The 14,471-nt window shown below is 45.9% G+C and carries 16 protein-coding genes; 11 read left to right on the forward strand and 5 right to left on the reverse strand.

The genetic code is table 11. The features are described 5' to 3' along the window. Positions 1-66 precede the first annotated feature (66 nt). On the reverse strand, positions 67-618 hold the full coding sequence (locus tag PMG71_RS17700) for a Uma2 family endonuclease (protein WP_283755038.1): 552 nt from the start codon (positions 616-618) through the stop codon (positions 67-69). A gap of 125 nt (positions 619-743) precedes the next feature. Between PMG71_RS17700 and PMG71_RS17705 the strand changes: the two genes are divergently transcribed. The 6 genes from PMG71_RS17705 to PMG71_RS17730 all read left to right on the forward strand — a co-directional run bounded on the left by PMG71_RS17705 (position 744) and on the right by PMG71_RS17730 (position 6,456). Continuing rightward, complete coding sequence (locus PMG71_RS17705; protein WP_283755039.1) at positions 744-971, forward strand: hypothetical protein; 228 nt, start codon at positions 744-746, stop codon at positions 969-971. Between the two features lie 168 nt (positions 972-1,139). Beyond that, positions 1,140-2,552 (forward strand): aldehyde dehydrogenase family protein, encoded by a 1,413-nt coding sequence (locus PMG71_RS17710; RefSeq protein WP_283755040.1) that lies wholly within the window; start codon positions 1,140-1,142, stop codon positions 2,550-2,552. Between the two features lie 4 nt (positions 2,553-2,556). Continuing rightward, complete coding sequence (locus PMG71_RS17715; RefSeq protein ID WP_283755041.1) at positions 2,557-3,288, forward strand: enoyl-CoA hydratase/isomerase family protein; 732 nt, start codon at positions 2,557-2,559, stop codon at positions 3,286-3,288. Between the two features lie 25 nt (positions 3,289-3,313). After that, positions 3,314-4,384 carry a 3,5-dihydroxyphenylacetyl-CoA synthase DpgA gene (gene dpgA / locus PMG71_RS17720; protein ID WP_283755042.1) on the forward strand — a complete coding sequence of 357 codons (1,071 nt, stop codon included), beginning with the start codon at positions 3,314-3,316 and terminating at the stop codon, positions 4,382-4,384. A 3-nt stretch (positions 4,385-4,387) separates the two neighbouring features. Then, positions 4,388-5,089, forward strand: a complete 702-nt coding sequence (locus tag PMG71_RS17725; RefSeq protein WP_283755043.1) for an enoyl-CoA hydratase/isomerase family protein — start codon at positions 4,388-4,390, stop codon at positions 5,087-5,089. A gap of 344 nt (positions 5,090-5,433) precedes the next feature. After that, complete coding sequence (locus tag PMG71_RS17730) at positions 5,434-6,456, forward strand: methyltransferase (RefSeq protein ID WP_283755044.1); 1,023 nt, start codon at positions 5,434-5,436, stop codon at positions 6,454-6,456. On the opposite strand, the gene PMG71_RS17735 is transcribed toward PMG71_RS17730, so the two are convergent. Beyond that, positions 6,453-6,953: a tellurite resistance TerB family protein gene (locus tag PMG71_RS17735; RefSeq protein WP_283755045.1), complete on the reverse strand. Its 501-nt coding sequence runs from the start codon at positions 6,951-6,953 to the stop codon at positions 6,453-6,455. The genes PMG71_RS17730 and PMG71_RS17735 overlap by 4 nt on opposite strands. A gap of 131 nt (positions 6,954-7,084) precedes the next feature. Here PMG71_RS17735 and glyQ point away from each other — a divergent pair, with 131 nt between their 5' ends. Then, positions 7,085-7,957, forward strand: a complete 873-nt coding sequence (gene glyQ, locus PMG71_RS17740) for a glycine--tRNA ligase subunit alpha (protein ID WP_283755046.1) — start codon at positions 7,085-7,087, stop codon at positions 7,955-7,957. Between the two features lie 53 nt (positions 7,958-8,010). On the opposite strand, the gene PMG71_RS17745 is transcribed toward glyQ, so the two are convergent. Continuing rightward, a complete protein-coding gene (locus PMG71_RS17745; RefSeq protein ID WP_283755047.1) occupies positions 8,011-8,928 on the reverse strand; it encodes an alpha/beta fold hydrolase in 918 nt (305 codons plus the stop codon). A 184-nt stretch (positions 8,929-9,112) separates the two neighbouring features. Here PMG71_RS17745 and PMG71_RS17750 point away from each other — a divergent pair, with 184 nt between their 5' ends. Both PMG71_RS17750 and PMG71_RS17755 read left to right on the forward strand, forming a co-directional pair. After that, positions 9,113-9,688 carry a Uma2 family endonuclease gene (locus PMG71_RS17750; RefSeq protein WP_283755048.1) on the forward strand — a complete coding sequence of 192 codons (576 nt, stop codon included), beginning with the start codon at positions 9,113-9,115 and terminating at the stop codon, positions 9,686-9,688. 127 nt (positions 9,689-9,815) lie between these two features. Continuing rightward, entirely contained in the window at positions 9,816-10,046 is a 231-nt protein-coding gene (locus PMG71_RS17755; protein ID WP_283755049.1) for a hypothetical protein, read from the forward strand. 49 nt (positions 10,047-10,095) lie between these two features. On the opposite strand, the gene PMG71_RS17760 is transcribed toward PMG71_RS17755, so the two are convergent. Continuing rightward, positions 10,096-10,323, reverse strand: coding sequence for a hypothetical protein (locus PMG71_RS17760; protein ID WP_283755050.1), 228 nt, complete (start codon positions 10,321-10,323; stop codon positions 10,096-10,098). A 116-nt stretch (positions 10,324-10,439) separates the two neighbouring features. Here PMG71_RS17760 and PMG71_RS17765 point away from each other — a divergent pair, with 116 nt between their 5' ends. Next, on the forward strand, positions 10,440-10,811 hold the full coding sequence (locus tag PMG71_RS17765) for a hypothetical protein (protein ID WP_283755051.1): 372 nt from the start codon (positions 10,440-10,442) through the stop codon (positions 10,809-10,811). Positions 10,812-10,870: 59 nt separating this feature from the next. Here PMG71_RS17765 and clpB read toward each other — a convergent pair whose 3' ends face one another. Beyond that, positions 10,871-13,489, reverse strand: a complete 2,619-nt coding sequence (clpB, locus tag PMG71_RS17770) for an ATP-dependent chaperone ClpB (protein WP_283755052.1) — start codon at positions 13,487-13,489, stop codon at positions 10,871-10,873. Between the two features lie 401 nt (positions 13,490-13,890). Here clpB and PMG71_RS17775 point away from each other — a divergent pair, with 401 nt between their 5' ends. Next, positions 13,891-14,466, forward strand: coding sequence for a Uma2 family endonuclease (locus PMG71_RS17775; RefSeq protein ID WP_283755053.1), 576 nt, complete (start codon positions 13,891-13,893; stop codon positions 14,464-14,466). Positions 14,467-14,471 lie beyond the last annotated feature (5 nt).

Genomic DNA, 14,471 nt, shown 5'->3' on the forward strand with positions numbered 1-14,471 from the left:
AGCATTGTATGAAGCATTAAACCTGAAAAAATGGCTCATGATGTAATCAGGAAATAAATGCTCCATTTAATCAAATTCTGGGGCCCAGATTTCTACCACGGGTAATTCCCATCCAGGGAGCAATTCTGGAACAGTGAAAACATCTCCATCCCCTAACGTTATCGGGTCTTGATTGAGTCGATAAACCTCCATTGTCCGAGTTCTCGGATCGACCAATACTCCTACCTGAGTTCCTAATGCGATGAATTCTTGGATTTTCTGGCGCAATTTGTCGATATTATCCGTTCTCGACTTCACTTCAAACATGAGATCCGGCACTAATTCGGCATACCCTTCCGTAGTGCGCGGTAAACGTTGAGCCAGGATAAAAGAAGCATCCGGTGCGCGAACATCTCCATCAGCATTGGGTAAACGAAAGCCACCACTAGAACCCGATACCCGACCTAAGCGACGAGGACGCACCCAATTCCGAAGTTGGGCGGCAATTTCGATGCCAACTTCTTCTGATTCTAATCCGGAAGGACTCATACAGATAATTTCTCCTTGAACTAATTCCATCCGATAGTTGGGATGCTGGGTTTGGAGATATTCTAGGTCTTTGATGGTTAATTTAGGCATAGGGTTTGCAGTGTTAGCTTGATATGTGATTCTAATAGGTAGCGCTTTGGAGGATATGACGTTTGCTCAAATCTGATAATTTTGTATACTACTGACTATAATATCATGTCAATTCAAGCAATGTTATGTCACTACAAGAGGTTAAACAGCAAGTGGTAAAGCTCTCGGTTAGAGAACGTCTATCATTAGTCAGTTTTATTATCGAGTCTTTGCCAGAATTGAGGATTTCTACGGCAGAACGTTCTAGGGCAATTGAACAGATGCGAGGGTTATTAAAAATAGATAAACCTGCACCGACTGATGAGGAAGTGAAGGCTATCCTAGAAGAGCGGCGGATAGACAAGTATCTTTAGGCAAAATTAAAACAGCAGCTTTTCTAAATTCCCCTTTTGGGAGACAATAGAGACTGTTGTGCTTGTCGAGGAAAGTTGGGGCATGAATTTTCAGTCAGTCATCGCTACCTTAGTCCTAGCCCAAAACCTGGTAAAAATTGAGGGTTGGGCAATACCGGAGACAGAAAAGTGAATACTACGAATCATCAAACCGAATTAGACAAAATTCAACAGGAAGTCCATCTGTTATTAGAGAGAGCAGAAAAGGCAGCTCATGTTTTTAGTCGCTATCCGACAAAACAAGTGAAACAAATTGTCGAGGCAATGGTTGAAGCTGGCAAAGAAAAGGCTGAATTTTATGCGGAATGGTTGGTCAGTGAAACAGGATCCGGTAATGTCAGTGATAATGTAAAAAAGAATCTGGATTGTTCGGTTGGATTGCTAAATCGATATCGGATTGCTGATTTTATCGAGCCTAAGATTGATGAAGAAAAGAAGATCATGAGCTTTCCGAAACCGGCAGGAGTCATAGCCGCCTTAATCCCCAGTACTAATCCCGTGATGACGGTCTATTACAAGGCGATTATCAGTGTGATGACCCGCAATGCGATTATTTTTTCTCCTCATCCTGCGGGACAAAATTGCTCGATTCACGTTGTAGATTTAATGGCAGAAGTCGCGGAACAAGCAGGCGCACCATCCGGAGTAATTCAGACGATTCGCCAACCCAGCCTTCTCGCTCTGAATGCTTTAATGGCATCCCCCAAAATTAGCGCGATTTTAGCAACTGGGGGCCCCAAACGAGTCCGGGAGGCTTATCGGTCCGGGAATCCTGCGATGGGGATGGGGCCGGGAAATGTCCCCTGTTTCGTACATGAGTCTGCTGATATTGAGAGAGCAGCCGCACAAATTATCACCAGTAACAGTTTCGATCACGCGCTTCCCTGTGTTTGTGAATCGGTTGTGTTGGCCGATCGCACTATTGCTCCCCAACTCAAGGTCGCTTTAGGGCGATCGGGGGGATATTTTGTGACCGATGAAGCCGCCCAAAAACTACGCAATTACCTTTTTCTGGAAACTGGACTGAATCGCAAAGCCATTGGGAAAAGTGCCCTTTGGATTGCTCAACAAGTTGGTTTTTCTGTGCCGAAGGATACTAAAAGTTTGCTCGTGGAAATCCATGCGGTGGGCGATCGCGAACCCCTCAGCCAAGAGAAAATGTTTCCTGTGATGGGGTACATTCAAGTGGATGGCATAGAGGGGGCAATTGAGAGGGCTGTGGCAATGTTGGAGGCGATCGGTAAAGGTCACTCTGCGGTGATTCACAGTGACGATCCGGCGATCGTTGCCCGTTATGCGGCGGCTTTGCCCGTCTGCCGAATTGCAGTCAATACCCAAGGGGTTCAAGGCTCTAGTGGCGTTTCCACGAATCTGACGATGGGACCGGTGATTGGTACGGGATTCTTCGGGGGCAGTTCAGTGGATGATAATATCGGCCCTCAATACTTAGTACAGTGGTCTCGTGCGGCTTATCCGGCAGACTCGAAGGTTTCTCTGCAAGATAGGGCAGAGGCGATCGCCGAGTTATCTGGAGAGGCTTAAACCCATGACAGAGCTTTCGGGTACAGTGCAAATGAAACGAGTGGGAGAAGCAAACAATATCGCTCTCTTCGTCCTCGATCGCCCAGAAAAAGCGAATGCTTATCACGATAGGATGATTCGCCAGTTCGCAGAACAGTACGCTGAAGCTCTGAGCGATCGCACCATTCGCGTGGGTATTGTGACGGGAGCCGGAGAGAAAGTTTTTTGCGCTGGTGCTGATATTTCCAGTTTAGGTGATCGCTCCTATGCCGATGGATTAAACTTACAGAGTCGGCAGCTTTTTGATAATTGGGCTAATGCGCCTTGGCCAACGATCGCCGCGATTCAAGGGCCAGCCATTGCCGGGGGGTTAGAATTGGCTCTAGCTTGTGATTTTCGCATCTGTAGCCCTGGGAGTTGGTTCTCGCTACCTGAAGTCGATTTAGGCTTAATTCCGGCTGCTGGGGGAGTGCGTCGGCTGACTAAATTGGTGAACGAAGCGAGGGCAAAAGTGATCGTTCTCTTTGGGCAAAAAGTGGATAGTGCCACAGCGCTACAGTGGGGACTGGTTTCTCAAATCAGCGATCGCCTCTGGGAGGACACCCTTCACCTTGCCGAAACTGTAGCTCAACGAGATCCCCTGGCGATGCACCTGGCGAAACTGGCCATCCAATCGGTTCATGGGAGTTTGGGAGATAAAACTGTCGAAGCCGTTGCCCAAGCATTACTCTACCAGCGAAAAATAGAGACACAATAGCATTATGGTCGCGCCCAAATCACTCATGCAATCTTCCGTAACTTCTTCCAAATTTCCCCGACTTATTGCGATCGGTACTGCCACTCCTCCACACAAATACACTCAGGCCGATGTATTAAAAATTTTCAATATCACTAATCCAAAAACTCGCAAAATTTTCAGTAATTCTCATATCAAATCCCGTCACCTTTGTTTACCCAAACCCAATCAAGAGGGTCAGAGGGTGCAAGAAAGCCAAGGGGATTTACTAGAGAAACACAAAAAGATGGCGCTAGATATTGGACAGTCAGCCATCAAAAAAGCATTAGAAAAAGCTGGACTGAATCCTCAAGATATTGATTACATCAGTGTCGTCTCCACCACAGGTTTGCTCTGTCCGAGCCTGAGCGCACTTTATATCAAAGAGATGGGGATGCGTCAGAACATTTATCGGATTGATATTGTTGGCATGGGCTGCAATGCAGGATTAAATGGTCTTCAACCGGTCGTCAATTTTTGTGCCCTCAATCCAGAGGCGATCGGTCTCCTCCTTTGTGTTGAAGTCTGTTCTGCCATGTATGCAATTGATGATACCTTCAGTACAGCAGTGGTCAATTCGTTATTTGGAGATGGTGCAGCCGCCGCGATCGTTTCTGGCCGAGCTTTTCCCGGATTATCCACTGGGCCCAAAATTCTGGGCTTCAGCTCCCACATCATGCCAGAGGCGATCGATGCTATACGGCTTGATTGGCAAGCAACCCACTATGCCTTATATTTGGATCGACAAATTCCTTATCTTTTGGGACGGAATGTTAAAATTCCTGTGGATCGCTTGCTCGATCGCTTCAATCGCAAACGCCGAGATATTCAGCATTGGGTGATTCATTCCGGGGGGCGCAAAGTGATCGATTCGATCAAATATGCTTTAAATATTACCGAGCATGATGTTCGCCATACCACCCATATCCTGCAAAATTATGGTAATTTATCTTCGGCCTCTTTTCTCTTCTCTCACGAACGACTATTGCAGGAAGGCGTTGCTCAGGAGGGAGAGTCTGTCATCATGATGACGATGGGACCGGGTTCGACGATTGAATGCTGCTTGGGGGAATTTTAAGGCATGAGGCAATACACTACGTTAAAACTTACTAAACGGGAAACGATCGCCAATGTCAACTTGCAATGGTCAGATCCAAGCCAGTTGAATGCAGTCGGGTTGTCAGAATTGCTCCAATTAATCAACGAGATCGAAGATGACGAGACTTGTAAGCTCATCATATTTTGGGGATTGGATGTTCAACAGACAGCGATCGCCGCACCGCCTACATTTGATGCTTGTAGCAAATGGGAAAAGTTTTTACGGCGGCTCGAACGATTTGCGGGGGCATCCATTGCGGCGATCGATGGCTATTGTACCCGGTTTCACGTTCAACTTGCCCTCGCTTGCGATTATCGGGTTGCGACTGCGCGATCGCTCTTCCAAATACCAGAAGTGAAAGAAGGGTATCTCCCTGGAATGGGGGTATTCCGATTAGCTAAATATACGGGAGTAGGCGTTGCTCGTCGCTTGCTGTTTACTGGCGCTCAATTTTCTGTTGAAGAGGCGATCGCACTGGGAATTGTCGATCGCGCCTGTGAAACGACTGCATTGGAACAGACTATTGAAGATGTGCAGCAGGCGTTGATGCCGATTCACCCTCAAGTATTACAAAATACCCGCAGATTACTCAATGAATCTTTTGCCACGTCTTATGAAGATGCGATCGGACATTATTTAGCAGTACAGGATCTATGCCTATCTCAATTGCCAGAGAGAACATAACCTAAAATATAATGGGTGTCAGCGAAGTGCATTCATCCGTAAGCAATCAAATACCAGGTAATATCAAATCCGATTAAACCATTGTCATTGCGACCGCAGGGAAGCAATCGCCAAGATTACCGAGATGGTTGAGATTGCTTCATTCCGCTGGAGCGACCTTCGCAATGACTAATCGTAACTGATTTTCCGAACTTGATATAATATCAAATCCGGTTAAAGACTTGTCATTGCGACTAGAGGGAAGCAATCGCCAAGATTACCGAGATGATCGAGATTGCTTCGTTCCGCTGGCGCTCCACTCGCAATGACATACTGTAACTAATTATTCGGATTTGATATAACTGATGATTCCTTATCAACAAATGTTTTGCCTGCTCGACTATCGCATTGTCTCCCACTTTACGGAGACCTGTATTAGCCTTGGGGTATTCGATCATCTTGCAACTCATTCTTTATCTGTATCGGAGTTAGCCAAGCGAACCGGAACTCATCAGCGATCGCTCCATCGCTGTTTACGGGGACTGGCTCATTTTGACTTGTTCGCGATCGAACCGGATGCCAATCCTTCTCGGTCTATGGTTTCTCTGACCGACGTTTCACAATACTTAGTCCTGAACTCAGAATTTTCCCTCAGACCATGGCATCACTTCTGTCAGTTAGCCCAGTCCAGAAAACATGAGCAACGACGGACTCTGTGGAAAGAACTGTTACAGACTGGCAAAAGTATTTATCAGCTTGGGCGCGATCGCCTCTTCTACGATTATCTACAAGAACATCAGGATTTAGCCACTGCTTTTGATCAAGCAATGGAGTCCATGTCGCGGGTCGAAATTCGGGATATTTTGCAAGGGTTTGACTTTTCTCAATCCCAAAAGATTGCTGAAATTGCCGGGGGAAATGGGGCACTCATTACCGGAATTTTACAAAAGTACGAAGGCATTCAGGGGCAACTGTTTGATGTTCCCGACACGATATCTCGCGTCTCTGGTCAACCGCGTTTGCAGGCGATCGGCGTTGATATGCGCGTTACATTACCCGATATTCCGGGGGATAGCATCCTAAAACGGATTTTGCATTCCTATTCTGATGAGCAGGCACTCACGATTCTCAGAAATGTCAGGCAGGCCATGCACCCTGGTAACAAACTATACATTTTTGAACTGATTGAAGATTGCCAAGTCCGCAACCCCTATATCGGCATCAAAAACTTGCAGATGTTGTTAGTACATGGCGCACCAGGAGAAAGTGGAGGCCCCGGAGAACGGACTCGATACGAGTTTGCCTCTTTACTCCACAGCGCAGGCTTTGAACTGGTTAACATTCAACCCTTACCCTCGATTGACGCAATTGTAGCAGTTTACCCCTAGTCTTCTCCCGGAATACCTTCAGGATGCCAGATCCGAATCCGCTTCTCTCTCAAAGCCTGTTCTTCTTCAAACAAACTCTCAAGTTCTGCTACTTTGGCTTCGTCAATTCCGAGCTTGCCAGCCATTTTACGAATCGTCGCCTTTTCTCCGTCACTGTAGTCCCCATCCGCAGCCGAAGCCTGAATTGCTTCATAAACGAGAACATAACGTCCCTTTTTGGCTAGGGGATCGCTGAATACGAGTTTTTCAAGATCGTCGGTTGTGCCTGTTCCGTCATAATTCCTAAGTTCGTCAATTTGGCTCTCACTCATCTCAGGATGGTAGGTTGTGGCATGACCGATGACCCAATCCCGTTCGGGTTGTGAGAGTTCTCCATCTCCATTGGCACAGAGTAGCAAGGCTTTGTACCAAATTACAGAGGTCTCGGGGGGAAGGGTTTTGGTAATTCCGTAGCGATCGGTTTTAATCCAAGGGGCTGGCCCGTAGACTTCATACATTTGTAGGATGCTCCATGTGCAACTTTTCCTGGAGTATATCATTGTTCACTAGTCGTTCACTACTCGTGATTACCCCTCCCCCTTTTAAGGGAAAATAGAAACTGTTGTACTCGATCGAGGAAAGTTGGGGCATGAATTTTCAGTCAGTCATCGCTACCTTAAATCAGTTTTGGGCCGATCGCGGGTGTTTAGTTGTCCAGCCCTATGATACCGAGAAAGGAGCCGGAACCATGAGTCCCCATACCTTTCTGAGGGCGATCGGGCCGGAACCTTGGTTCGTCGCGTATGTAGAACCCTGTCGTCGTCCCACCGATGGACGCTATGGCGAAAACCCCAACCGTTACCAGCACTATTATCAGTATCAAGTGCTGATGAAACCCTCTCCCAATAACATTCAGGACATTTATCTGGACTCCTTACGGGTTCTTGGTATTCAGCCCGAAGACCATGATATTCGCTTTGTTGAAGATAACTGGGAATCTCCCACCCTCGGCGCTTGGGGAGTGGGTTGGGAAGTTTGGCTCGATGGCATGGAAGTCACCCAATTTACCTATTTTCAGCAATGTGGAGGCATTGATTGCCATCCCGTTGCCATCGAGATTACCTATGGTTTAGAGCGCTTGGCCATGTATCTGCAAAATGTGGAAGCCCTAACTGAGATTCAATGGAGCGATCGCCTAAACTATGGTGACATTCATCTACAAGGGGAAATCGAGCAATGCACCTACAATTTTCAAGCCTCCAACCCCGAATTACTCTTTAAGTTATTTGAACTCTACGAACAAGAAGCCACTCAACTGATTGACAAAGGCTTAGTCACTCCCGGTTTAGACTATGTACTCAAATGTTCCCATAGCTTCAATCTTCTCGATGCCAGGGGTGTGATTGCTGTAACGGAACGCACCCGCTATATCAGCAGAATCCGAAGTTTAGCCCGCAAAATCGCCCACCTCTATCTGGAGCAAAGGGAAAAACTAGGCTTTCCCCTATCAATTAAAAATTAAAAATTAAAAATTAAAAATTAGGGAGATAAGGAATCACCAGTCTCCCTATTGCCTTATAATTGCCATTCCTTCAACTGCTGGGCAACCACAGAAACAAACCTTTCTGTAGATTCATAAGGTAAAACATTCCGCCCTGGTATTTTTTTGCCTTCTCCATTGGGCAGATGGGCAAGATATTTGGTCAACCATTGATCTGCCTTTTCTTGCTTCCCTTCTTTACTAATGCTGGACGCTTTTTCCCCCACACAAACTAACGTCGGTTGAGTCATTTTTTCAATCTGTTCTTGATAATCTCTGCGCCAAAATCCAGCCAAAAAGGAAAAGACCGCATGACGACTTGCCGGGTTTTCTGCACCAACTTTTAGGGTATCTAACCATTCATCATCAACATCATAGGATTCGCCAAAAAGCTGGCGAATGGAAAAAGATTCTAAAAATTGACGACGACGAGCATACCGATAAAAAGCATTACCTAGGGGGGAGTCAAACCCATTCCAAAGCAGGCGATTTTGCCAATCGGGGCTGCTATGGGTTATCACTGGCCAAGAGGGCGGCCCGGATAAGACGAATGCCTTTAGCCAGGTGTGACTCTTTTCACGTTGGTTTAAAGCAATAGCCACCGGAAACAACGCCCCCTGAACCACTAAAATTACCGGTTTTTGAATCACCGTCTCGATCAAATAATGGAGCTGTTCTGCCCAATCTTCGGGAGTATAGGCAACTCGCGGCATATCGCTTTCACCACATCCGAGTAAATCAGGATTATAGATGGGTTGGTTATAGCCTTGGGTGCGCCATTCGGTAATAAAGCGATCCCAGAATCTCCGGGATAATCCTACACCAATCGGATGGAGCAGGAGTAGAGGAGTAGCTTGGGGAGTAGAGTCCGGTGGGGAACTGACTTCATAGGCACAGCGATAGGTTTTCCAGGTATAGTATTGGGTGGCTGAAATGCTGTCGTGTTTGATCATTGGCTTGTTCCTCTGTTTGCTCAAAGATAATAATAGACTTCTTGCACAAATCAGACAATAGCTACTCTAGCAATAGGCAAAAGAATACCAGCTTAGAGTATCCTTGAATTCGAGGAATTGTATGAGTTATCATTTAAGGGTAATTTAGAATATTTTTCTTAAGAGCGCAAAGCGCTGTAACACCATGCTCACCACTCACCCTCGCTTTCAAACCTTTGAAGACTACCTAAACTACGACGATAACTCAGAAAAACTCTATGAACTCTTTAACGGTGAACTAATAGAAATGCCTCCTGAATCCGGTCTAAACTTTGAAATTGCCACCTTTCTGCTTATTCAATTTGCAGCATTAGTTGGACATCGTAGAGTTCGAGGAAATGGCTTAGAACTCGAAGTCAGAGGTGAACCCAAAAACCGCTATCCTGACCTCACCATTATTCGCCAAGAACACATTGAACAACTCTCGAAACGAAATACCCTACGACTTTCCATGTCTCCCCCCCTGTTAGTCATCGAAGTTGTCAGTCCTGGAGAAATTCAAAGAGAACGAGACTACATTGCTAAACGAACTCAATATCAAGACTGTGGCATTCCCGAATACTGGATTGTTGACCCCCAAACCGAAACCATTCTCATTTTAGAATTAATCAACAATACTTACACGGAAGTCGGAACATTTCGCCAAAACGATTTACTCCCCTCTGCCAACTTCCCCGAACTCAACCTAACCGTTAGTCAAATCCTCAATCCTACCCCATAGTGGACTGTTTAAGATGATTTCAGGCGATCCGCAATTAATCGATATGCAGATACGCCGTTTTTGGAGAATTGGTTAAAAATAAACTATGATAGAATCGTAGAATGACGTAAACCAGTTGAGAAAATTTATGATCGTTAGAGCGAAAGGAATTAAGCGAGGACAAACTATTATTTTGACTGAAGCGCTTTCTCTCCCGGATCAAGAAGTTGAAATCATGGTCATGCCTATTTCCAAGCCACAGAGTGAAACCCGCAAAAAAAGTACACTAGCTGATTTTGTGGGAGTCCTAAAAGATTCACCCAATTTTCAAGATGATCCGGTGGTAATTCAGCGTCAGATGCGTGATGATTGGGATTAAGTTCTTGTTAGATACTAATGTCGCGATCGGCATTCTCAAAGCCTATCCATCAGCCCTGGCATTGCTGACAACTGAGCAGTTCTAAACTGATCGTTAATAAGATGAATAAATGTAACAGATTGCCGTAGGGTGAGAGTTGGGGCTGATAAGAGTAGAGAGAATTTCTGGAGTCAGTCAGATGAGTAGGAGCGATCGCCGTCGGCGAACTTGGGGTTTGATTGTGCGCTATGGTATAGTGGCGATCGCCATTACCACCACCGGAACTGTTTCCGCTCATACTGTTTAGTCTCCGATTCCTCAAATTCTGGCATCGAGTTCAACAGATTGAACGCTCAACTTCTCCCTAGATTGATAGAATACAGATACTGCTTAAATAAAACCTGATAAGGGATAATGACTCAATCCCCACTTTGTAAATACCTCTCTCAATGGGCGAAACTGGAACCCCAACGGTGTCGCCAACGCAATAGCCGCAGCTTTGAAGTAATTTACCAAGGAGATTGGTACTCGGTTGCCGATTATCCTGGTAGTCATGGCATGATTATTGCGGCAGTTTTAGATAGTTGCCAACACCAACAAATTGCTTGTTCCTTTGAATATGTGCCCCAACCTTTAGATACACCCGATCGGCTACAACTCTCCTGTCAATCGGATCGGGTGATTCAACATCAAGATGATAATCTGGTCAGTCAAATCCCAGCTTTTTTCCTGGAACAGTATTTACTGGCCTTGGAAAAAAATCAGACAGTTGCCCAATGTTCATAAGCTCTACCAGAAACCCGGTTTTTTCAAAAAACCGGGTTTCTAGACCTCTTGAGAATATTCTAAGTTTTGACTAAACTGGCGGGCAAGCGCTTCAAGGTTAAGCGCTCGTTTTCTTCATCTACAAAGATGGTATCGCCTTGGCTAAATTCACCCCGCAAAATCCCTTTAGCAATGGTGGTTTCTAACTCCCGTTGAATCGCTCGTTTTAAGGGCCGTGCCCCATAAACCGGATCGTAACCCACGGCAGCGAGGAAATCTAGGGCCGCATCGGATAACTTGAGGGCGATTTTGCGGCCTGCTAACCGTCGTTCTAAGTGTACCGTTTGCAGTTGCACAATTTCCCGCAGTTGCTCTTGTTTCAAAGAGTGGAAAATAATCGTTTCGTCAATCCGGTTGAGGAATTCTGGGCGGAATGTGGAGCGCAAAGTATCCATAACTCGCTTTTGCATTTCCTCGTAATTCTCGTCATTGCCGGCCAAATCCAAGATGTATTGGGAACCGATATTCGAGGTCATAATAATAATCGTATTTTTGAAATCTACGGTATGACCTTGGGAGTCGGTAACCCTGCCATCATCGAGAATTTGCAGCATGATATTGAAGACATCCACATGGGCTTTTTCAATCTCATCAAACAAAATCACGGAGTAGGGACGGCGGCGAATGGCTTCCGTTAATTGTCCCCCTTCATCGTAGCCGACATAACCGGGAGGCGCACCAATTAAGCGGGAAACTGCATGTTTTTCCATGTATTCGGACATATCAATCCGAACGAGGGCTTCTTCGGTGTCAAATAGGTAGGCGGCGAGGGCTTTGGCGAGTTCTGTTTTTCCGACTCCAGTGGGGCCGAGAAAAATAAAACTGGCGACGGGTCGATTGGGGTCAGAGAGTCCGGCGCGAGAGCGTTGAATGGCATCAGAAACGGCGGTTACGGCTTCATTTTGGCCGATGACGCGCTGGTGTAATTCGTCCTCTAAATGGAGGAGTTTTTGCATTTCTGACTCGACCAGTTTACTGATAGGGATGCCTGTCCATTTAGAGATGATTTCGGCAATGTCGGATTCGGTGACTTCTTCGCGCAATAAGGATTTCCCGGTGGTTTGGGATTCAGAAAGATGGGTTTCTGCTTTGGCCAGTTTCTTTTGCAAGGTGCTTAGTTTGCGATATTTCAATTCGGCTGCCCGGTTGAGATCGTAGTTGCGTTCGGCTTGCTGAATTTCAATATTAACGCGATCGATTTCTTCTTTAATGCCTTGAAGATTGTCGATCATGTCTTTTTCTAATTGCCATTGGGAATTGAGGGCATGTTGCTGTTCTTTTAGGTTGGCGAGGTCTTTTTCTAAGCGCTCTAGTCGTTCTGAAGAAAGGGGATCATTTTCTTTTTGTAAGGAAAGGCGCTCCATTTCTAGTTGCAATATTTTGCGGTCAATTTCGTCGAGTTCTTCGGGTTTAGAGGTGATTTCCATCTTTAAGCGGGCGGCAGCTTCATCGACTAAATCGATCGCCTTATCGGGAAGGAAGCGATCGCTAATATACCGAGTCGATAAGGTAGCGGCTGCAACCAGGGCACTATCGGAAATCTTCACCCCATGATGGACTTCATAGCGTTCTTTGAGTCCCCGTAAAATGGATACCGTATCCTCAACAGTGGGTTGATCCACATACACCTGTTGAAAGCGGCGCTCTAGGGCGGCATCCTTTTCAATATACTTGCGGTATTCATCGAGGGTAGTTGCCCCAATACAGCGCAATTCTCCCCGCGCTAACATGGGTTTGAGCAGGTTACCGGCATCCATGGCTCCTTGGGTTGCCCCTGCCCCGACGACGGTATGAATTTCATCAATGAAGAGAATAATATGACCTTGAGAGTCCGTAACTTCCTTGAGGACAGCTTTGAGGCGCTCTTCAAATTCGCCGCGATATTTAGCTCCGGCAATCAGTGCGCCCAAGTCCAGAGCGATTAAGGCGCGGTCTTTCAGGGACTGAGGCACATCTCCAGCAATGATGCGTTGTGCCAACCCTTCGGCGATCGCCGTTTTTCCGACTCCCGGCTCCCCAATTAATACCGGGTTATTTTTGGTGCGTCTAGAGAGAATTTGAATGGTGCGGCGAATCTCATCATCCCGGCCAATCACGGGGTCTAGCTTACCTTGCCGTGCGGCTTCGGTCAAGTCTCGCCCATATTTTTCTAGAGCTTCATATTTACCTTCAGGGTTTTGATCGGTCACTTTATGGGTTCCTCGAATGTCGCGAATGGTTTGCTGGAGTTTGGCTTCATCCAGTTTAAAATCTTTGCACAAACTTTTACCAAAGCGGTCATCCTGGAGGAATGCCAGTAAGAGGTGTTCGATGGAAATGTAACTATCCTCATACTGATTCTGATAGGTTTGGGCGCGATCGAGCAAGGTATCTAAGGAACGACCGAGATAAATCGATCCACCCGCTCCCTGGACTTTGGCTTGTTTTTGCAGAAAGGCTTCCGTTTTGTCCCGAAAGGCGGGTAAATTCACCTGGGTTTTGGATAAAATATTGGTGGCTAATCCATCCTGTTCCAGGAGCGCCTTCATTAAGTGTTCGCTTTCGAGCTGCTGATGCTGATAGCTTTTGGCAATATCGGGAGTTTGGGCGATCGCCTGCCATGCTTTTTCTGTAAATTGATTAGGATTATTCGGTTGCATAGTCTTTTCCCATACTTAGGTTAACGCTTTGCAACCATTGTAGAAAAGACGGAAGGGGCGAGAGATTCGGGATTTACGGCTTTGCAGATAGGTATTTCCCACCCCTGTTGCCACAGGACAATAAGTTGAGTCAATGTAGTAGGGGAATGGGGGGAGTAAACAACAGACTCAATAAGGGCGAGTGAGGTATTCTAGCGATCTATAAAAACCGCCATTAATGTACCTCATAAAGCGCGAAAATTGCTGTATTTACAAAAATACTATTACACCCCTTAAATTATTGTCGATAAAGCTTAGTAAAACATCAAAAAAAACTTGACACAAGGGACAAATATCCTTAAAGTAGATGGATTAACAAAATCGATTCTACTATCACAAAACCTTTTTTATGGATTAAACCCATGCTAACCACCCACCCTCGCTTTCAAACATTTGAAGACTACCTAAAGTACAACGACAACTCCGAAAAACTCTATGAACTCTTCAACGGTGAACTTATAGAAATGCCTCCCGAATCCGGTCTGAATTTTCAAATTGCAAACCGCATTTTTTTCGCCTTTGCCTCAATTTTAGGAACTGACCAAGTTCGAGGAAATGGCTTAGAACTCGAAGTCAGAGGCGAACCCAAAAACCGCTACCCTGACCTCACCATTATTCGCCAAGAACACATCGAACAACTCTCACAACGAAATACCCTGCGCCTTTCCATGTCTCCCCCCATATTAGTCATCGAAGTCGTCAGTCCTGGAGAAATTCAAAGAGAACGAGACTACATCGCCAAACGCACTCAATATCAAGACTGTGGCATTCCCGAATACTGGATCGTTGACCCCCAAACCCAAACCATTTTAATCTTAGAATTAACTAACCAAACCTATACAGAAATTGGCACATTTAGGAATAATGACTTCCTTCCCTCTCCCAACTTCCCCCAATTCAATCTAACCGTCAATCAAATCCTCAATCCCACCCCGTAGTGCCT

The organism is Roseofilum acuticapitatum BLCC-M154 (genome assembly GCF_030068475.1).
Lineage (GTDB): Bacteria > Cyanobacteriota > Cyanobacteriia > Cyanobacteriales > Desertifilaceae > Roseofilum > Roseofilum acuticapitatum.

Excerpts from the sequence above, each read along its gene's own strand:
- PMG71_RS17700 (WP_283755038.1), bottom strand. The coding sequence starts at position 618 with ATGCCTAAATTAACCATCAAAGACCTAGAATATCTCCAAACCCAGCAT.
- PMG71_RS17705 (WP_283755039.1), top strand. The coding sequence starts at position 744 with ATGTCACTACAAGAGGTTAAACAGCAAGTGGTAAAGCTCTCGGTTAGA.
- PMG71_RS17715 (WP_283755041.1), top strand. The coding sequence starts at position 2,557 with ATGACAGAGCTTTCGGGTACAGTGCAAATGAAACGAGTGGGAGAAGCA.
- dpgA (WP_283755042.1), top strand. The coding sequence starts at position 3,314 with ATGCAATCTTCCGTAACTTCTTCCAAATTTCCCCGACTTATTGCGATC.
- PMG71_RS17725 (WP_283755043.1), top strand. The coding sequence starts at position 4,388 with ATGAGGCAATACACTACGTTAAAACTTACTAAACGGGAAACGATCGCC.
- PMG71_RS17730 (WP_283755044.1), top strand. The coding sequence starts at position 5,434 with ATGATTCCTTATCAACAAATGTTTTGCCTGCTCGACTATCGCATTGTC.
- PMG71_RS17735 (WP_283755045.1), bottom strand. The coding sequence starts at position 6,953 with ATGTATGAAGTCTACGGGCCAGCCCCTTGGATTAAAACCGATCGCTAC.
- glyQ (WP_283755046.1), top strand. The coding sequence starts at position 7,085 with ATGAATTTTCAGTCAGTCATCGCTACCTTAAATCAGTTTTGGGCCGAT.
- PMG71_RS17745 (WP_283755047.1), bottom strand. The coding sequence starts at position 8,928 with ATGATCAAACACGACAGCATTTCAGCCACCCAATACTATACCTGGAAA.
- PMG71_RS17750 (WP_283755048.1), top strand. The coding sequence starts at position 9,113 with ATGCTCACCACTCACCCTCGCTTTCAAACCTTTGAAGACTACCTAAAC.
- PMG71_RS17755 (WP_283755049.1), top strand. The coding sequence starts at position 9,816 with ATGATCGTTAGAGCGAAAGGAATTAAGCGAGGACAAACTATTATTTTG.
- PMG71_RS17760 (WP_283755050.1), bottom strand. The coding sequence starts at position 10,323 with ATGAGCGGAAACAGTTCCGGTGGTGGTAATGGCGATCGCCACTATACC.
- PMG71_RS17765 (WP_283755051.1), top strand. The coding sequence starts at position 10,440 with ATGACTCAATCCCCACTTTGTAAATACCTCTCTCAATGGGCGAAACTG.
- clpB (WP_283755052.1), bottom strand. The coding sequence starts at position 13,489 with ATGCAACCGAATAATCCTAATCAATTTACAGAAAAAGCATGGCAGGCG.
- PMG71_RS17775 (WP_283755053.1), top strand. The coding sequence starts at position 13,891 with ATGCTAACCACCCACCCTCGCTTTCAAACATTTGAAGACTACCTAAAG.